The organism is Peribacillus faecalis, from assembly GCF_014712675.1.
Taxonomy (GTDB): Bacteria; Bacillota; Bacilli; order Bacillales; family DSM-1321; genus Bacillus_AD; species Bacillus_AD faecalis.
In genome coordinates this window covers 35,354-55,377 of sequence record NZ_JACXSI010000034.1, presented here as the reverse complement: position 1 = coordinate 55,377, position 20,024 = coordinate 35,354, and the positions used below count along the sequence as shown (strand labels likewise).

General features: G+C 39.7%; 17 protein-coding genes. All 17 read left to right on the top strand.

The genetic code is table 11. The features are described 5' to 3' along the window. The 17 genes from IEO70_RS13680 to IEO70_RS13600 all read left to right on the top strand — a co-directional run bounded on the left by IEO70_RS13680 (position 1) and on the right by IEO70_RS13600 (position 20,009). A complete protein-coding gene (locus IEO70_RS13680) occupies positions 1 to 1,248 on the top strand; it encodes a M16 family metallopeptidase (RefSeq protein WP_190998927.1) in 1,248 nt (415 codons plus the stop codon). Between the two features lie 98 nt (positions 1,249 to 1,346). Continuing rightward, the gene (locus IEO70_RS13675) at positions 1,347 to 1,604 is read left to right on the top strand and encodes a YlmC/YmxH family sporulation protein (protein ID WP_190998926.1); all 258 of its coding nucleotides are present in this window, start codon (positions 1,347 to 1,349) and stop codon (positions 1,602 to 1,604) included. A 299-nt stretch (positions 1,605 to 1,903) separates the two neighbouring features. Then, positions 1,904 to 2,797 (top strand): dipicolinic acid synthetase subunit A, encoded by an 894-nt coding sequence (gene dpaA / locus IEO70_RS13670; protein WP_190998925.1) that lies wholly within the window; start codon positions 1,904 to 1,906, stop codon positions 2,795 to 2,797. 4 nt (positions 2,798 to 2,801) lie between these two features. After that, positions 2,802 to 3,398 carry a dipicolinate synthase subunit B gene (locus tag IEO70_RS13665; RefSeq protein ID WP_190998924.1) on the top strand — a complete coding sequence of 199 codons (597 nt, stop codon included), beginning with the start codon at positions 2,802 to 2,804 and terminating at the stop codon, positions 3,396 to 3,398. A 361-nt stretch (positions 3,399 to 3,759) separates the two neighbouring features. Further along, on the top strand, positions 3,760 to 4,818 hold the full coding sequence (gene asd, locus IEO70_RS13660; RefSeq protein ID WP_190999007.1) for an aspartate-semialdehyde dehydrogenase: 1,059 nt from the start codon (positions 3,760 to 3,762) through the stop codon (positions 4,816 to 4,818). A 67-nt stretch (positions 4,819 to 4,885) separates the two neighbouring features. Then, the gene (dapG, locus tag IEO70_RS13655) at positions 4,886 to 6,121 is read left to right on the top strand and encodes an aspartate kinase (protein WP_190998923.1); all 1,236 of its coding nucleotides are present in this window, start codon (positions 4,886 to 4,888) and stop codon (positions 6,119 to 6,121) included. Positions 6,122 to 6,163: 42 nt separating this feature from the next. After that, positions 6,164 to 7,036 carry a 4-hydroxy-tetrahydrodipicolinate synthase gene (gene dapA, locus IEO70_RS13650; protein WP_190998922.1) on the top strand — a complete coding sequence of 291 codons (873 nt, stop codon included), beginning with the start codon at positions 6,164 to 6,166 and terminating at the stop codon, positions 7,034 to 7,036. Positions 7,037 to 7,180: 144 nt separating this feature from the next. Then, positions 7,181 to 8,848, top strand: a complete 1,668-nt coding sequence (locus IEO70_RS13645; protein WP_190998921.1) for a ribonuclease J — start codon at positions 7,181 to 7,183, stop codon at positions 8,846 to 8,848. Between the two features lie 401 nt (positions 8,849 to 9,249). Next, positions 9,250 to 9,996, top strand: coding sequence for a ClpP family protease (locus IEO70_RS13640; RefSeq protein WP_190998920.1), 747 nt, complete (start codon positions 9,250 to 9,252; stop codon positions 9,994 to 9,996). After that, the gene (locus IEO70_RS13635) at positions 9,993 to 10,220 is read left to right on the top strand and encodes a YlzJ-like family protein (RefSeq protein WP_190998919.1); all 228 of its coding nucleotides are present in this window, start codon (positions 9,993 to 9,995) and stop codon (positions 10,218 to 10,220) included. The genes IEO70_RS13640 and IEO70_RS13635 overlap by 4 nt, the downstream gene beginning before the upstream one ends. Before the next feature lie 119 nt (positions 10,221 to 10,339). Further along, on the top strand, positions 10,340 to 12,676 hold the full coding sequence (locus IEO70_RS13630; protein ID WP_190999006.1) for a DNA translocase FtsK: 2,337 nt from the start codon (positions 10,340 to 10,342) through the stop codon (positions 12,674 to 12,676). 345 nt (positions 12,677 to 13,021) lie between these two features. Further along, a complete protein-coding gene (locus IEO70_RS13625; protein WP_190998918.1) occupies positions 13,022 to 13,747 on the top strand; it encodes a GntR family transcriptional regulator in 726 nt (241 codons plus the stop codon). Between the two features lie 46 nt (positions 13,748 to 13,793). Continuing rightward, the gene (locus tag IEO70_RS13620; RefSeq protein WP_190998917.1) at positions 13,794 to 14,876 is read left to right on the top strand and encodes a BMP family lipoprotein; all 1,083 of its coding nucleotides are present in this window, start codon (positions 13,794 to 13,796) and stop codon (positions 14,874 to 14,876) included. Between the two features lie 101 nt (positions 14,877 to 14,977). Next, complete coding sequence (locus IEO70_RS13615) at positions 14,978 to 16,072, top strand: BMP family lipoprotein (RefSeq protein WP_190998916.1); 1,095 nt, start codon at positions 14,978 to 14,980, stop codon at positions 16,070 to 16,072. Positions 16,073 to 16,474: 402 nt separating this feature from the next. Further along, the gene (locus tag IEO70_RS13610) at positions 16,475 to 18,010 is read left to right on the top strand and encodes an ABC transporter ATP-binding protein (RefSeq protein WP_190998915.1); all 1,536 of its coding nucleotides are present in this window, start codon (positions 16,475 to 16,477) and stop codon (positions 18,008 to 18,010) included. Then, complete coding sequence (locus IEO70_RS13605) at positions 18,003 to 19,049, top strand: ABC transporter permease (protein ID WP_190998914.1); 1,047 nt, start codon at positions 18,003 to 18,005, stop codon at positions 19,047 to 19,049. The genes IEO70_RS13610 and IEO70_RS13605 overlap by 8 nt, the downstream gene beginning before the upstream one ends. Further along, on the top strand, positions 19,050 to 20,009 hold the full coding sequence (locus IEO70_RS13600) for an ABC transporter permease (RefSeq protein WP_190998913.1): 960 nt from the start codon (positions 19,050 to 19,052) through the stop codon (positions 20,007 to 20,009). The last annotated feature ends 15 nt before the right edge of the window (positions 20,010 to 20,024 follow it).

The following is a 20,024-nucleotide window of genomic DNA, read 5'->3' as shown; positions in this document are numbered from 1 at the left end:
TTGATAAAGAAATATACATGTCAAAATGGTGCAACAATCGTATTAGAACAGATTCCTACAGTTCGATCAGTGGCAATCGGTCTTTGGATCAAAGCTGGTTCGTCATATGAGAACGAGAAAAATAACGGGATCTCGCATTTCTTGGAGCATATGTTTTTTAAAGGCACGACAACACGCAATGCGAAAGAAATTGCGGAAGCTTTTGACAGCATTGGCGGACAAGTCAACGCTTTTACCTCAAAGGAATATACATGCTATTATGCGAAAGTACTCGATAACCATGCTTCATATGCACTAAATGTATTGGGAGATATGTTCTTCAACTCCGTATTCGACCAGGAAGAACTGGAAAAAGAGCGTAATGTAGTTTATGAAGAGATTAAAATGTACGAAGATGCTCCAGATGATATCGTTCATGATTTGTTAAGCAAGGCTGTATATGAAAATAACCCGCTTGCTTTTCCAATTTTGGGCCGTGAAGAAACATTGGCGACGTTTACGAGCGATACACTGAAGCAATACATATATGATATGTATACACCTGACCGCTTAGTCATCAGCATTGCCGGCAATGTCGATGAAAGCTTTATTAAAGAGGTAGAGAAGCTGTTCGGAAGTTTTGAAAGAGGAAAAACAGCCGAAACCGTAAATGAAAAGGCAACGTTCCATATGAATACACTGCACAGAAAGAAAGAAACCGAGCAAGCTCATTTATGCCTAGGTTATGAAGGTTTGCCAATCGGCGATCCTGATTCATACAGCTTAATTATTATGAACAATATTTTAGGCGGCAGCATGAGCAGCCGATTGTTCCAAGAAGTCAGGGAACAACGCGGTTTGGCGTATTCCGTTTATTCTTACCACTCAAGCTACAAGGATAGCGGTTTAGTGACAATCTACGGTGGAACAGGCGCAAAACAGATGAATGTGTTATTTGAAACGATTCAGCAAACGTTAGATGTATTTAAACGTGACGGCATTACTAAGAAGGAATTAACAAACAGCAAGGAACAGCTTAAAGGCAATTTAATGCTGAGTCTAGAGAGCACAAACAGCAGAATGAGCCGCAATGGCAAGAATGAATTAATGCTTGGCAAGCATCGCTCATTAGATGAAATTGTCGAACTGATTGATGCTGTTACTGAGGACAGCGTCATGACGATGACAAATAAAGTATTCGGCAATCAGCATTCAATGGCCTATATAAGCCCTATCAATGATTGGGCAAAAATGGCTGGAAGCAAGTAACGCGGAACGCTTTAACAATATCTTATAGAATTTACTTCTAAGAACGTCCAATTTTCTATATGAATGTAATAGGACAATTTAAAAGAGGTGATATTCTAATGAGATTAAGTGAACTTAGCGGGAAAGAAATTGTCGATGTAAAGCGGGCTGAAAGGCTTGGCGTCTTAGGTCAGACAGATTTGGAAATTAACGAAAATGGTCAAATCGTTGCACTGATTATCCCTTCTGTGAAATGGTTCGGATTTAAGCGGAATGGCAACGAAATCAGAGTTCCTTGGCGTCATATTAAAAAAATCGGTACTGATATGATTATTATAGACATTCCCGATTCGCAATTGGATGGAGTGGATCCGTAAAGAGCTTCCTAAAAGCAAATGCTTTTAGGAAGCTCTTTTTTTATTAAAACAATACATAAAAACGACCGGTGACGGTTTTTCTTAAAAGATAAGAAAGTATTAATTTTTGAACTTGGAAAGCTGTCTAACCTTATACCTGCCATGCTCGGTCCTAAGCTGCCTCCCCCGGGAATCCAAGAGGGCGGATTCAAAAATGAAAAAGGACCGGTAACGGTTTTTCTTATCACCTTAGTGCACATTTGTTCATATGATGACAAAGGAATAGGGTGAAAATAGACCTTTAAAGAAGGTGAAACATCATGCTGACAGGTATGCAAATCGCTGTTATAGGCGGAGATGCAAGACAATTAGAGGTTATAAAAAGTTTGACTGAAAATGACGCAAAGCTTTCTCTAGTCGGATTTGAGCAATTAGGCCATTCTTTTTCGGGCGCGACCAAGGAGAAACTGGAAGAATTAGAACTTGATAAATTAGATAGCATTATTTTGCCTGTGCCTGGTACGAACTTAGAAGGGAAAGTTGAAACTATTTTTTCAAATGAAACGGTAATTTTAACAAGTGCGCTATTAACGAAAACGCCGGCTCATTGTACGGTGTATTCTGGAATCAGCAATGCTTATTTGGACGGTATTGCAAAAAAAGCAAACCGTAAGCTGGTCCGTCTTTTTGAAAGAGACGATGTGGCGATTTACAACAGCATTCCGACAGTTGAAGGAACAATTATGATGGCAATTCAGCACACAGACTTCACTATCCATGGCAGCAAGGTGCTTGTTTTAGGGCTTGGCAGAGTAGGCATGAGTGTTGCAAGAGTATTTCATCTGTTAGGAGCTAAAGTTAAGGTAGGAGCAAGAAAAACCGAACATATCGCCCGTATTACCGAAATGGGCCTAGAGCCATGCTATTTGAAAGATTTAGAAGAAGAAGTGAAGGATACGGATATTTGTATTAATACAATCCCAGCCAAAATTGTTACGGCTAAAGTAATTGCCAAGATGCCGGCTCATACATTGATCATTGATTTAGCTTCGAAACCGGGCGGCACGGATTTTCGTTATGCGGAAAAAAGGGGAATTAATGCCTTGCTGGCCCCTGGATTGCCAGGAATTGTTGCGCCAAAAACAGCGGGTAGAATATTGGCGAATGTACTGACGCAGCTGCTGGAAGAAGATTTAATGAAGCGAGAGGGGTAGGAAAATGAGTTTAAAGGGTAAACGTATCGGCTTTGGAGTAACGGGGTCCCATTGTACTTATGATGTTGTTTTTCCGGAAATCGAAAAGCTGGTGGAAGAAGGGGCGGAAGTAATCCCGATTGTCACACATACAGTTACAAATACGAATACACGTTTTGGAAAAGGAGAAGAGTGGGTAGAACGATTCGAAGCTATTACCGGCCATCACATTATTGATTCAATCGTTAAGGCCGAGCCGTTAGGACCGAAGATGCCGCTCGATTGCATGGTAATTGCGCCAATGACAGGCAATTCATTAAGTAAGCTGGCAAATGCTTTGACAGATTCTCCTGTTTTGATGGCTGCCAAGGCGACGATGAGAAATCACCGTCCTGTTGTGCTGGGGATATCAACGAATGACGCATTAGGTTTAAATGGAGTGAATATTATGAAGCTGATGGCTGCAAAAGATATCTACTTTATCCCATATGGTCAGGATGATCCGCAAAAGAAACCAAAATCGATGGTGGCGAATATGTCGCTTATTCGCGACACGATTGTAGCGGCTATCAATAAAGAACAATTGCAGCCGGTTATCATTGAAAAATTCCGTTATGAATAAGCCGTTTATTATAGAAATTAGAAAATTTAGAAAACATATGTTTCTTTTGCAAGTTAATATGTTAAAATCAACTTAATGCTATAGGGAAGAGTAGATTTGAAAAATTAGTATTGTATTTTATCTGTATTTATATTCTAATTAATAAGGAAATAGGTGAAAAAGTTTTAAAATCATACTATTATATTAATTGACTGCATGAAGTATTTGCCGTTCATTGTAAAATATATTAGGTGAGTAGGCGAGAGGCGAATCCTATTTTTGTAATCTTAAATGTCACTCTTATACTAATAGTAATCAAGGCTTTTATGCCTTAAATAACAATTAACACTTAACAAAAGTAGAAAGAAAAGGGGTTTGAATGATGGAAGAGAAACAACAAGGACTGCATGTGGCAGTTGTCGGTGCGACTGGCGCAGTCGGTCAGCAAATGATTAAAACATTAGAGAAAAGAGACTTTCCAATAAAACAGTTAACTCTTTTATCTTCTTCTCGTTCTGCTGGAACAAAAGTCAAATATAAAGGTCAGGAAGTAACTGTTCAAGAAGCTAAGCCTGAATCATTTGAAGGGGTAGATATCGCTTTATTCAGCGCAGGCGGCAGTATTTCGCTTCAATTCGCTCCTGAAGCAGTAAAACGCGGGGCGATTGTCGTTGACAACACTAGCGCATATCGTATGGATGAAAATGTTCCTCTTGTAGTGCCTGAAGTAAACGAGAACGATTTGAAAGAGCATAAAGGCATTATTGCAAACCCGAACTGCTCTACAATTCAAATGGTAGCAGCTATGGAGCCTATTCGCCGTGCTTACGGTTTAAATAAAGTGATTGTATCGACTTATCAAGCGGTATCCGGTTCAGGTGCAGCTGCAATTGAAGAACTTCAAACGCAAACGCAGGAGATTCTGAATGGTGAAGAGATTAATCCGCAAGTGTTGCCTGTTAAATCTGACAAAAAACATTACCAAATTGCATTCAATGCAATTCCACAAATTGATAAGTTTCAAGATAACGGCTATACATTTGAAGAGATGAAAATGATCAATGAAACGAAGAAAATTATGCATATGCCTGAGCTTCCAGTAGCGGCTACGTGTGTCCGTATTCCGGTTGTAACAGGTCATTCCGAATCATTATATATTGAAGTGAATGAAGCAGGTGTAAGCGCAGAAGACATTAAAGCTTTAATGAAGGATGCTCCTGGTGTCGTACTTGAAGACGATATTGACAACCAAGTGTATCCGATGCCTGCTCATAGCGTAGGCAAAAATGAAGTATTCGTAGGAAGAATTAGGAAAGATTTAGATAATGATAAAGGCTTTCATATGTGGGTCGTTTCTGATAATCTTTTAAAAGGGGCTGCATGGAACTCTGTTCAAATTGCAGAAAGTCTAATTAAATTAGGTTTAGTAACGCTAAAATAACCTAGGAGTATTCCTTAGTCGATTGAATAAGAAAGCAGGCTGAGGTAATTTGAGGTGTGAAAAGAAAATGAATATTATTGTTCAGAAGTTCGGCGGTACATCTGTCAGAGATGAAGAAAGTAGAGCACATGCAAGAAAACATATAGAGAAAGCAGTTAAAGAAGGCTATAAAGTTGTAGTTGTTGTTTCAGCTATGGGTCGAAAAGGAGAGCCGTATGCAACGGACACCCTTCTGTCATTGGTCGACGGATCTCAAAGCTTAATAACAAAGCGAGAGCAGGATTTATTGCTTTCTGTGGGAGAAACGATTTCATCAGTTGTCTTTGCAAATATGCTCTTACAGCATGGAATTAACGCAACAGCATTCACAGGCGCACAAGCGGGCTTTCGTACAAATAATGATCATACGAATGCGAAAATTATCGATATGAAATGTGATCGTCTACTGAAAGAGTTAGAAAATGTCGATGTCGTAGTAGTGGCAGGTTTCCAAGGTTCGACACGCAATGGTGATATCACAACGATAGGACGCGGCGGCAGCGATACTTCTGCTGCGGCAATCGGAGCAGCGCTGCAAGCTGAATGGGTAGATATCTTTACTGATGTTGAAGGTATCATGACAGCAGATCCTCGCATTGCAGACAATGCACGCGCATTGTCTGTCGTTACTTACAACGAAGTATGTAACATGGCTTATCAGGGAGCTAAAGTCATTCATCCGCGCGCAGTTGAAATTGCGATGGCGGCAAAAGTGCCGATTCGCATCCGTTCTACTTACAGCGATGGCTTAGGCACGCTCGTTACATCAGTGCATCAGCAAAGCCGAGGAAGCGACATTAATGATAACTTAGTAACAGGCATCGCGCATATGAGTAATATTTCTCAAATTCGTGTTAATGCTAAAAAAGATCAGTATGATTTTCAAACAGAGATTTTCAAAGCGATGGCAAATGAATCTATTTCTGTCGACTTTATTAATATTTCTCCTAATGGTGTCGTTTACACAGTCAATGATGAGATGACAGATACGGCAATTGCAGCTCTTGAAAGAATCGGATATGAGCCGAAAGTCATCAAAAATTGCGCGAAAGTTTCCGTTGTCGGTGCCGGAATTGCCGGTGTTCCAGGCGTAACGGCTAAAATCGTGAACGCGCTGTCTGATAAGGGAATTTCAATTTTGCAGGCTGCCGATAGTCATACAACCATTTGGGTGCTTGTAGAAGGAGATCAATTATCACTTGCTGTCAACGCATTGCATGATGCGTTCGAATTGCATGTTGATTATGAAGACTCAATGAAATAAGATGAACATGCTTTATTAAAATCGTTAGGAGTGAAAGAAAGTATGATTTCTTTCGGAAAAGTATTAACTGCGATGGTGACGCCATTTGATCATAAAGGAAATATTGACCTTGCGAAAACGACGCAGCTGGTTAATTACCTTATTGAAAATGGGACAGATTCAATCGTTGTATCAGGAACAACAGGCGAATCACCAACGCTTTCAACAGAAGAAAAATTAGCATTATTCCAGCATGTGGTGAAGGTAGCCGATAAACGTGTAAAAGTAATTGCCGGTACGGGCTCTAATAATACGTATGCATCGATTGAACTATCAAAAAAAGCGGAGAAGATCGGTGTGGATGGTCTTCTGCTTGTTGCTCCGTATTATAACAAACCGAATCAACAAGGCTTATATGAGCATTTTAAAGCAATTGCTGAAAGCACAGAGCTACCGATTATGCTTTACAATATACCTGGAAGAACTGCTGTGAAAATCGATGTCGATACAATTGTTAAGCTTTCGGCTATTCCAAATATTGTCGCTTTAAAAGAATCGACAGGCGATCTTTCGGCAGCAACTGCTATTATTGCTAATACTGATGAAAGCTTCAAATTGTATTCAGGCGATGATTATTTAACACTTCCGATGCTGGCGATCGGTGCGACAGGCGTCGTTTCTGTAGCATCACATATATTCGGCAATGAAATGCAAGAAATGATCAAAGCATACCAATCTGGCGAAACTGAAAAAGCAGCACTTATGCACCAACGATTATTGCCAGTAATGAACGGCATGTTTATTGCTCCTAATCCGACTCCGGTCAAAACGGCTCTTCAAATGAAAGGGATAGACGTTGGATCTGTCCGTTTGCCATTAGTGCCATTAACGGGGCAAGAACGTGAGAAATTAAGCACAATCGTTAATAGTTTTTAAAGGCTGTCTCAAAAGTGACAATCTCACTTTTGAGACGCTTTTTTTATACATAGATTTTCTGAAAAGGTTGATAAGTAAAAAATGTATGCGGTATAATGATAGTAATTGCTTTGAACGGGTGGTATATAATTAGGAGGAAATTTTGTGAAAAATAAAGGAAATAGTAACATTCAAATAGTTGCTCTTGGGGGTCAAGGGGAACTGGGCAAAAACATGTATGTAGTAGAAATTGATCAAAAAATGTTCGTATTGGATGCGGGACTAATGTTCCCAGAAGATGAAATGCTCGGAATCGATGCGGTAATACCGGATGTTTCGTACTTGCTTGAAAATAAGCATAAATTGCAAGGGATTTTCATAAGCCACGGGCATGAGGATCACATTGGGGCATTAGCTTATTTGTTGGACTATATCGATGTTCCGGTGTACGGATCGAAACTTAGCATTGAGTTGATTAAGATCAAACTGAAAGAAGCGAAGTTTAAAGGAAAAGTGAAATTTTTTGAAATTGATAATAATACACTATTAAACTTTGATGGAACGACTATTAAATTTTTTAAGACGAATCATAGTATCCCGGGTTCTTACGGGATTTGCATAGATACGGACCAAGGCAGTATTGTTTACACAGGGGATTTTAAATTCGACCAAGGAGCTTCTCCTCTATATGCAGCTGATTTAGGGAAAATGGCAAAGATAGGTCAGGAAGGCGTTTTAATTTTACTGTCAGACAGTGTAGGTGCTGAAATGCCGGGCTATTTAATGAGTGAAATGATGATTGAAGAGAATATGATGGATGTTTTCCATTCTTCTGAAGGACGAGTCATCATTGCTTCATTCGCTTCTAACATCAATACAATTCAGCATACGATGAATGCCGCTTATAAGAGTAACCGAAAAGTGGCGATTGTCGGCAATGAAATTCGCCAAATCACAGATTTGACGATTTCATCAGGATTTTTACATGTTGAAGAGGATGTCATTATCCCTATTTCGGAGGCGAATGATTTACCGGATCATGAAGTTGTTATTTTAGTTGCAGGAGCAAAAGGAGAGCCGATTTCAGCGCTTGAAAGAATGGCCAGAAAAGCTCATAAACAGGTTGCTTTAACATCGACAGATACAGTTGTTGTTGCTGCTTCACCTGTAAGAGGTGGAGAATTGGCAATGTCAAGAGCAATTGATGCTTTATTCCGCACAGGAGTCAAAGTTGTCGCAGGCAAACGCTCTTTATATGTACCTGGACATGGTGCGCAAGAAGAATTGAAAATGATGCTCAATTTAATGAAGCCAAGATATTTTATGCCTGTTCACGGTGAGTATCGTATGCTGAAAGCTCATGAAAAAATAGCCAAGAAATGCAATCTAGATAAGGATGACATTGTTATCGCCGAAAATGGCGAAGTAGTGGAATTGAAAAAGAATGAGATTCGCATTTCCGGTAAAGTAAGTGCAGGTAATATTTTAATAGACGGAAGCGGAGTCGGCGATGTCGGGAATATCGTGCTTCGCGACCGACGATTATTATCGCAAGACGGGATTTTACTTGTCGTTGTAACTTTAGACCGAGCAACAAAGGCTATTGTAAGCGGTCCGGAGATTATCTCAAGAGGTTTCGTATACGTGAGAGAATCTGAGCATCTTATTGATCGAGCTGTAGAAATTGTTCGTGAATCAGTTGAAGAAAATGTCAGTGGCGCTAACTTTGATTGGTCTAGCTTGAAGCAGGATGTACGTGACCGTTTGAGTTCGCATTTATATGAAGCTACGAAAAGAAGACCAATGATTCTGCCAATCATTATGGAAATTTAATATTTATTATAAAAGCTTGATAATTCCGCTGTTCTTTATTTTAAAGGGCAGCTGATTTATCAAGCTTTTTTTACGTTTGGTGAGACGCATACACAAGATTTGCAGTAAACTTCAGATGAAGTACCGGTGACGGTTTTTCTAAAAAGTATATATTTTTGAACATAGATAGCTGTCTAACCATACACCTGCCATGCTATGTCCTAAGCTGCCTCCCCCAAGAAACCAAAACCGGGTTTCTTGTGTGATTCATCTTAGTCCTGCCACATGTCTCCTTTTTCATTGAAATGAATTCATGTAGCGGATTCAAAAATGAAAAAGGACCGGTGACGGTTTTTCTAAAAGGAATGATTCGGCAAAACTGCGTTCATACTAGTACTATTATTCGTAAAGGGGAGTTCACTATGTTTGAAAATCAGCAATCACCGCCGCAAAATGAGCCACAAGGAGAGAAGCCTCCTTCAATTTTGGATAAAATACAGCAGCTTGGCCAAACGACTGTTCCACAAATGTCCGATTCAAAGATTCATTGTTTGACGATTATCGGTCAAATAGAAGGGCATATGCAATTGCCGACACAAAATAAGACAACGAAATATGAGCATGTTATTCCGCAAATAGTAGCAATCGAGCAAAATCCGAATATAGAGGGTTTACTTGTTATTATGAATACAGTCGGGGGAGATGTAGAGGCCGGGCTAGCTTTAGCTGAAATGTTAGCGTCTTTATCAAAACCGACTGTTTCAATTGTTTTGGGAGGAGGACATTCGATCGGTGTTCCTATTGCTGTAAGCTGCGATTACAGCTTTATTGCAGAGACCGCGACAATGACAGTTCATCCGATCAGGCTGACCGGACTTGTCATTGGTGTTCCGCAAACATTTGAGTATTTGGATAAAATGCAGGACCGTGTTATTCATTTTGTGACGAAGCATTCCAATATAACAGAAGACGACTTTAAGGAGTTAATGTTTGCGAAGGGTAATCTGACGCGCGATATCGGAACGAATGTTGTCGGGACTGATGCGGTGGAGATGGGCCTGATCGATGCTGTAGGCGGGGTCGGGCAAGCGATGAAGAAGTTGAATGAATTGATAGAAAAGAATAAGAGTGATTTATCAAGTGACGAAGGGAAGACGACTTTAAATTGATCTTGTATACGATTGTACCGCATGAAATCATCTATGAATCAGAGCAGGAATTTAAAGCCAGTCAAGAGAATGTTTATTACAATGGTGTACTTGTTACGGTGGAGAGACTCGCAGTAAATCGCTATCAAATTGTAAGCATATTAAGCACTGATCCGAAAGACTATTTAAGAGAAGAACTGCAGCCGGGCAAGATGATTGAAATACCGCTAATTCGAGGCGTCTAATTATGAATTATATGGTATACTGAATAAGAACGTTTATTCTGTAGGGACATATGTGTGAGGTCATAAAAGCAGCCATTTGGCTGCTTTCTCTAGGAACAAAAGAAAGTATGGGTGATGAAATGGCAAAAAGAAAAAGAAGAAGAAAAAGCAAATCGACCTCAGAGATGAAACGCACCCTAAAGTATGAAATAACCGGTCTTATAATGGCTGGTCTGGCTGTAATATCTATAGCAAAACTTGGTGCTTTTGGAGTTGCGCTTTCAATGGTTGCGCGCTTTTTTATGGGAGAATGGGAAATTATTTTATTGATATCTCTATTTTTATTGGCCTTATATTTAATGTGGAAGAGAGACTTTCCGCCGTTTGCCGGACGTCGAATGATTGGAATTTATTTAATAGTTGGAAGTATCCTGCTATTGAGCCATGTAAAGTTGTTTCAATTGTTGTCAGAAGGAGGACCCTTCGAGAAGCCTAGCGTTATTCAAAATACATTTGAATTATTTTGGATGGAGGCAACGAGTGCAGGCGCGAATCCTTCAGATTTGGGAGGCGGTATGCTTGGGGCACTCTTGTTCGCCTTATTCCATTTCTTATTTGCTTCTGCAGGTGCAAGAATAGCAGGCTTAATCACATTAATAGTCGGTTTAATTCTCGTCTCCGGCAAAACATTTGGTGAAGTATTCGGTAAGTTGATCATTGGGTCAAAGGATTTTCTTAAGAAACAATTTGAAGGGTTGAGAAAAGAATTTTCAATCAGTCAAAAGAAAGAGAAAAAGCCTAAGAAAGAAAAGACAGTGAACCCTATTGCGGAGCCGGCACAGGAGATCGAGGAATACATAGAAGCAACACCGATAGACATTAGCTCTTTCTCTGAAAAGGCAAAATATGAACAACCGCAAGAGACTCGCAAAGTTCATGTGATTCCGGATGAAACAACTGTTTTGCAGGAAGAAGCGAAGTTAGAAGAAATAGACGTTAATGAATCGACACAGCCGTTGCCTTTTGTTGAAGTAGAGAATGCGGAGTACCAACTGCCTCCCCTGTCACTTTTACAGATGGCCGGCAAATCAGACCAAACGAAAGAATATAAACGTATTCATGAGAATGCAGCAAAGCTTGAGCGGACATTCAGTAGTTTCGGTGTTAATGCAAAGGTAACCCAAGTACATTTAGGGCCGGCTGTCACAAAGTATGAAGTTCACCCGGCTGTGGGTGTAAAAGTGAGCAAAATTGTTAGTTTATCGGATGATATCGCTTTAGCATTAGCTGCAAAGGGCATCCGGATTGAGGCGCCGATTCCGGGGAAATCAGCGATTGGAATTGAAGTGCCGAATTCTGAGGTTGCTATGGTTTCCTTGCGTGAGGTGCTAGATTCCAAACAATCGCTTGAATCGGATTCAAAGCTATTGATTGGATTAGGCAGAGATGTTGCTGGGGATGCAGTTATGGCTAAGCTTAATAAAATGCCGCACTTGCTTGTTGCCGGAGCAACCGGTTCAGGTAAATCAGTGTGCATAAACGGAATTATAACCAGCATACTAATGAGGGCAAAGCCTCATGAAGTCAAACTCATGATGATTGACCCTAAGATGGTAGAGCTCAATATGTATAATGGAATACCTCATTTATTGGCACCTGTAGTAACTGATGCAAAAAAGGCGTCTCAAGCTTTAAAGAAAGTTGTCAATGAAATGGAAAGAAGATATGAACTTTTTGCACATACAGGAACGAGGAATATTGAAGGCTACAATGACCATATTAAGCTTCATAATATGGAAAGCGAAGCGAAACAGTCGTTATTACCTTATATCGTTGTCATTGTCGATGAGTTAGCTGACCTAATGATGGTGGCATCTTCGGATGTGGAAGATGCCATTACAAGACTTGCGCAAATGGCTCGAGCAGCAGGCATTCATTTAATAATTGCAACGCAAAGACCTTCAGTTGATGTCATTACAGGCGTTATAAAGGCTAATATTCCATCTCGGATTGCGTTTAGCGTTTCTTCAGCAACCGATTCACGTACAATTCTTGATATGGGCGGTGCGGAAAAGCTTTTGGGCAGAGGTGATATGCTTTTCTTACCTGTCGGAGCTTCTAAACCGATCCGAGTACAAGGAGCATTTTTGTCCGACCAGGAAGTCGAAGAGATTGTTGATTATGTTATTTCGCAGCAAAAGGCACAATATCATGAAGATATGATTCCTGATGATACACAGACAGTTACTGAAGAAGTAGCGGATGAACTGTATGATTCAGCTGTTCAGCTGGTGATAGAAATGGAAACAGCCTCTGTATCTATGTTGCAAAGAAGATTCAGAATTGGTTATTCACGGGCAGCGCGCTTAATTGATGAAATGGAAGCAAGAGGTATAGTCGGCCCGTATGAGGGCAGTAAGCCAAGGGTGGTATTAGTAAACAAGGAAGATTTGACTCCTGACGTTAAACATTCATAGTTGTACCGAGGTCCAAGCGGAATTTCAAACTGTTTTGAGTTTCGCTTGGATCTATTACTATCTCCCTAATAGCTGAACACTATAGGGGAATAAGGTTATACTCTTTCGTGATTAAGAGCGGATAAGACAATGATTATGTTGGAAATGTGGTATTAATTGTCAAATAACGAGCCGATTTTATCTTTTTATGCTAAATTCGTTATATTTTTCACACACTTTTGTTAAAAAATTAAATGTTGGCTATTTATTTATTATTTAAAAAGTGATAATCTATTAACGATTAGTAGAAAGATTGCACATCTGAGGTCTGACGTCTTAGGTGTATTAGTTTTGGGGGAATGCTTGATGACGATAAGGCAAGATCACCGTCTTCTTTATCTGCAGGTCATTGATAGGATTAAAAAAGATATAAAAGATGGCGTTTATGCGGATAAAGAGAAACTACCATCAGAATTCGAACTTGCTAAGCAACTCGGTGTTAGTCGAGCTACCCTTAGAGAAGCTTTGCGTATTCTTGAAGAGGAACACATGGTTATTCGCAAACACGGTGTAGGAACATTTGTGAATGCGAAGTCTGTGCTCAGCTCAGGAATTGAACAACTAACAAGCGTAACCGATATGATTACGCAAGCTGGAATGAAGGCAGGTACCATCTTTTTAAGTTCTACAGTTCAATTTCCTTCCGATGAAGCATTGCAAAAGCTCAAATGCGAAAAGGATGATGCACTAGTAGTAATCGAGCGTATTCGAACTGCAGATGGAGAGCCGGTTGTATATTGTTTGGATACTATCCTGGAGAAACATTTGCCCAGCTCTTTTTCACATCAAGAAGAATCTATTTTTCATATATTGGAAAATTATTCGTCCATTAAAGTTACATATGCAGTGTCTGTTATTGAACCGCTTGGTTACCATGAGAAAATATCACCTTTGCTGCAATGCGACCCGGAAACAGCTTTACTTGTATTAAAACAGACACATTATGACGACATGGATCGTCCTATATTGTATTCAATCAATTATTTTAGGGCGGATCAGTTTAGTTTTCATGTGCTAAGAAAACGAATGTAATTTGTTTGATCTACTAATCAAAAAACATCTTGGGAGGTTTACATCATTGAAAAAGCGTAAATTAGGTTTAGCATTATCAGCAGTTTTAGCAGCGGGAACAATTCTTGGAGCTTGCGGAAGCGACGATAAAGGCTCAAATAGCGGAAGTGATTCTAAAGATAACTTCTCTATAGCAATGGTTACTGATGTTGGTGGGGTTGATGACAAATCATTCAACCAATCAGCATGGGAAGGCATCCAAGAATTCGGTAAAGAAAACGGGTTAGAAAAAGGCACTGGCGGATATGATTATCTTCAATCTGCAAGTGATGCAGATTATGCAACTAACCTTAACACTTTAGTTCGCAACAATTTCGACTTGATTTATGGTATCGGCTATAAATTAGCTGAAGACATTAAAGAAGTGGCAGAACAACGTCCTGATTCAAAATTTGCTATTGTTGATGAAGTAGTAGAAGGAGATAACATTGCAAGTATTACATTCCGTGAAGAGCAAGGTTCTTTCTTAGTCGGTGTAGCAGCGGCATTATCTTCTGAGTCAAACAAAATTGGATTTATTGGCGGTATCGATTCTGAACTTATTAACAAGTTTGAAGTAGGTTTCATTGCTGGTGTTAAATCTGTTAAACCTGATGCTGAAGTAAGTGCGCAGTATGCGAATGCTTTTGATAAAGCAGAAATCGGTAAAGAAATTGCTAACTCAATGTACAAACAAGGCGTCGATGTTATTTATCATGCTGCTGGTGCTACTGGTAACGGTGTATTCACAGCTGCGACTGAGCTTAAACAAGCTGATAACAACAAAAATGTATGGGTAATCGGTGTAGACCGTGACCAATATGATGAGGGTGCAGTACCTGGCACTGACTTAAATGTAACATTAACTTCAATGATTAAACGTGTAGACGTTGCGGTTAAAGACTTAGCAACTCAAACTAAAGAAGGAAACTTCCCTGGCGGAAAAACTATCCGTTACGGTTTAGATGAGGAAGCTATTTCAGTTGCAACTACCGGTGATCACATGTCTGAAGAAACACTGGCTGCAATTGAAGAGTGGACTGCGAAAATCAAAGCAGGTGAAGTTGAAATTCCAACAACTCACGAAGAATTAAAAGCAATGAACTTTTAATCATTAAATGAGATAGCCTTTAGTAGACTTGATTCTGTGATTTCTTTTCTGTTTTAACATTCATTCGAACAAAAAATGATATGTAATTAGGGGGAGTTATTTTGAAGAAACGCAAATTCGGTTTGGCATTATCTCTAGTATTAGCAGCAGGAACAATCCTTGGCGCTTGCGGAAGCAGTGACGAGAGCAGCAATGATAAATCATCTGGGGATACAGAAGAAAAATCAAAATTCACTGTTGCCATGGTAACTGATACCGGCGGTGTTGATGACAAATCATTTAACCAATCAGCTTGGGAAGGTTTGCAAGCTTTTGGTGATGAAAATGGAATTGAAGAAGGCAATAGCGGATACACATATTTGCAATCCAAAAGCGATGCAGATTATGCTACTAACTTAAATACGTTAGTACGAAATAATTTTGACTTAGTTTATGGTATTGGATTCTTATTAGAAAAAGATGTAGCAGCAGTTGCACAGCAAAATCCGGATGCTAAATTTGCAATTGTCGATTCAGTTGTAGATGCAGAGAATGTTGCCAGCATCACTTTTAAAGAAGAGCAGGGTTCATTCCTTGTCGGTGTTGTCGCAGCCTACGCTACGCAATCTAATAAAATCGGCTTTATCGGCGGTGTAGATTCTGAACTAATCAATAAGTTTGAGGTTGGCTTCATTGCCGGTGTTAAATCTGTTAAGCCTGATGCTGAAGTAACAGTACAATATGTAAATGACTTTAGTTCAGCTCATATCGGTAAAGAAATTGCTAACTCCATGTACAAACAAGATATTGATGTTGTTTATCATGCTGCCGGCGGTGCGGGTAATGGTGTATTCACAGCGGCTACAGAGCTAAAACAAGCAGATGCTAACGCAAATGTATGGGTTATCGGTGTTGACCGTGACCAAGCAGAAGAAGGTAAAGTGCCAGGCACGGATTTGAACGTTACTTTAACTTCAATGGTTAAACGTGTTGATGTTGCTGTTAAGGACCTTTCTGAAAAAACAATGGCTGGTAACTTCCCGGGCGGAGAAATCATCCAATATGGTCTTGAAGAAGGCGGAGTTGGTATTGCACCAACTACGGACAACGTCCCTGCAGAAGCATTAACTGCTGTTGAAGAGTGGACAGAAAAAATCAAATCAGGTGAGACTAAAGTTCCAACAACTCGTGCTGAGTTAAAGGAAATGGGCTTCTAATTTGATGACATGTAAATGGGGGAATACCGGTTTTGCTAGGTATTCCTTCATTTACGAATATAGAGAAGAATTTCAAATAAAACTAATTTTAATTTTAATATTATTTGTTTCTTTATCACAATTGCTATAGTACAATAACGTAAGGAAAAATTGGTTCTACAGCTATAAAATTGTAAACATGATATATTATTGCAATTAATTAGCTTTTAAAACGCTTACACATTAGAATGAACAGGAAAAATGAACGGGAACCTCGAAATAATAGAAAAAGTAAATGAAAGGGTGTAAGTTGTAGGACTTCTTACAAGTTTTCCTTTGCTTTTTTAAAAAAATAAAGTTGGTAAAGATGTATAGAAAATATGAAAACATCTTTGCTCTGTATATAAGGGAGTGAATAAAAAAGTGGAATACGTTATTGAAATGCTTAACATTAGAAAAGAATTTCCGGGCATTGTAGCGAATGACAATATTACGCTGCAAGTAAAAAAAGGCGAAATTCATGCATTACTTGGGGAAAATGGGGCTGGAAAATCCACTTTGATGAATGTGTTATTTGGTCTTTATCAGCCGGAAAAAGGTGAAATTCGTGTAAATGGGGAGAAAGTACATATTTCAAACCCGAACATAGCGAATGATTTAGGAATCGGGATGGTTCACCAACATTTCATGCTTGTTGATCCATTAACTGTAACTGAAAATATCATCTTAGGACAAGAACCAACAAGATTCGGTAAAATTAACTTAAAAGAAGCAAGTAAAGAAGTTAAAAAAATATCTGATCAATACGGTTTAAGTGTCGACCCGGATGCAAAAATCTCAGACATTACGGTAGGTATGCAGCAACGTGTTGAAATTTTGAAAACTCTATATCGCGGTGCTAATATTCTTATATTTGACGAGCCTACTGCCGTTCTTACGCCTCAGGAAATTAAAGAATTGATTTCCATCATGAAAAAGCTGATTGCAGAAGGCAAATCTATTATTTTGATTACGCATAAGCTGAAAGAAATTATGGAAGTGTGTGACCGTGTTACGGTTATTCGTAAAGGTGAAGGCATCGGCACAGTGGATGTGGCAGATACAAATGAAAATGAACTGGCAAGCTTAATGGTTGGCCGTGAAGTAGTTTTCAAAACTGAGAAAAAAGAAGCTCATCCGAAGCAGGATGTATTAAAAGTCGAAAACCTTGTTGTTAAAGATTCACGTCATGTGAACGTTGTGAACAACTTGAATTTAAATGTCCGTGCAGGTGAGATTGTCGGTATCGCCGGTGTTGACGGCAATGGTCAATCAGAATTGATTGAAGCTATTACAGGACTGAGAAAAATCGAATCCGGTTCAATACTGTTGAATGATAAGAATATAACGAAATTGACTCCACGTAAAGTGACAGAATCTGGAGTAGGCCATATTCCGCAAGACCGTCATAAACACGGGCTTGTATTGGATTATCCTATGAGCGACAATATCGTTCTGCAAACGTATTACAAAGAGCCATATTCTAAATATGGGGTACTAAATCAAACAGAAATCGTAAAAAAAGCGAAAGAAATTATTGCCGAATATGATGTGCGTACGCCTAGTGAAAGCACTCTCGCACGTGCTTTATCTGGCGGTAACCAGCAAAAAGCGATAATCGGTCGTGAAATTGACCGTAATCCGGATTTACTGATTGCGGCACAGCCTACACGCGGATTGGACGTCGGAGCGATTGAATTTATCCATAAGCGTCTGATTGAACAGCGTGACCAAGGAAAAGCGGTTCTTCTTGTTTCATTTGAATTAGATGAAATTATGAATGTAAGTGACCGCATCGCTGTTATGTATGAAGGACAAGTAGTAGCCGTAGTCGATCCTAAAGAAACAAATGAACAAGAACTGGGTCTTCTAATGGCCGGAAGTAAGAGAACGGAAGTGGGGGAAGTAACTAATGTCTAAGCGTACGGTCAATTTATTAGTACCTGTTATAGCCGTATTACTAGGTTTACTGGCAGGTGCGCTGATCATGCTTGTGTCTGGATATAATCCAATTTCAGGTTATCAGGCACTTTTAGAAGGTGTTTTCGGAAATGAATATAATATTGGGGAAACAATCAGACAAGCCACGCCATTAATTTTGGCAGGTCTTGCTGTCGCATTTGCCTTTAAAACTGGATTATTCAATATCGGTGTTGAAGGACAGCTAATTATCGGCTGGTTCGTAGCGGTTTGGGTTGGTACAGCTTTTGATTTACCGGCAGGTGTTCACGTAACGGTAGCAGTTGTTGCAGCAGCTGTAGCTGGTGCATTATGGGCAGCGATTCCGGGTTTATTAAAAGCAAAGCTGCGTGTCCATGAAGTAATTGTTTCAATAATGCTGAACTATACAGCTCTATATGTCACAAACTACTTAATCCGTAACGTGCTGACAGAGAATTCGGATACGACAGAACGCATTGCTGAAACAGCTTCATTACGTTCAGAATTTTTATCAAGCATGACTGATTATTCTCGTCTGCACTGGGGAATTGTCATCGCGATTATCGCTGCGATTATTATGTGGTTCATCTTAGATAAAACAAAAACAGGTTATGAACTTAAAGCAGTTGGTTTCAATGAAGAAGCATCACGCTATGCAGGTATGAATGTAAGCAAAAATATCGTATTCTCAATGGTAATTTCCGGTGCGTTTGCAGGTTTGGCAGGTGCGATGGAAGGTTTGGGAACTTACGAGTTTACTAGTGTAAAAAGCGGCTTCTCCGGTATAGGATTTGATGGGATAGCAGTTGCATTGTTAGGCGGAAACACAGCTATTGGCGTTGTTTTAGCCGGAACACTGTTTGGAGCTTTAAAAATGGGAGCTTTAAATATGCCGTTCGCTGCGGGTGTACCAAATGAATTGGTAGATATCGTGATAGCACTTATTATTTTCTTTGTAGCATCAAGCTATGTCATTCGTGTGTTCTTAGAACGCAAGAAACGTAAGGGGGCGAAATAAATGAGCTTTGTAGAAATTTTGCATATTATCATACCTTCTATGATTGCTTTAGCAGCTCCTCTTATTTTTACAGCAATTGGCGGCGTGTTCTCTGAGCGTGCCGGAGTAGTAAATATCGGTTTAGAAGGTTTAATGGTTTTCGGGGCATTCACATCGATTGTATTTACATTATCATTCGGTGATTCTCTTGGTGCTTGGACACCATGGTTGGCAATTATTGCGGCAATGGCTGTGGGTATGCTGTTTTCATTATTGCATGCAGTTGCATCTATTTCATTCCGCGCCGATCAAACAGTCAGTGGTGTGGCTCTGAACTTCCTTGCAGCTGGTCTATGTTTGTTCTTAGTTAAGTTAATGTATGATAAAGGTCAAACTGACAGAATTTCTGTTCGTTTTGACAAAACGGATATTCCTTTATTAAGCGATATTCCGGTTATCGGAGAAATCTTCTTCCAAAACGTTTATGTGATTTCATATATTGCGATTATAGTTCCTTTCATTGTTTGGTATGTTATATATAAAACACCGTTCGGTCTTCGCATTCGTGCGGTTGGGGAACACCCGATGGCTGCTGATACAATGGGGATCAATGTAACACGCGTTCGTTATATGGGTGTTATTCTATCGGGGGCATTTGCCGGTATCGGGGGAGCAATCCACGCAATTACAGTAACAAATGACTTCAGTCATGCGACAATCAACGGTCAAGGTTTCATGGCGATTGCTGCGATGATTTTCGGGAAATGGCATCCGCTTGGCGCATTAGGCGCAGCGCTATTCTTCGGATTAGCACAAAGTTTGAGCGTAGTTGGTGCTTCGCTTCCATTCTTCAGCGAAATTCCGAAAGTATACTTGGATATCCTTCCATACGTATTAACAATTATCGCATTAGCGGGCTTCATCGGCCGCGCAGATGCGCCAAAAGCTTCCGGTAAGCCTTATATTAAAGGAAACCGCTAATTTAATATTTTTCAA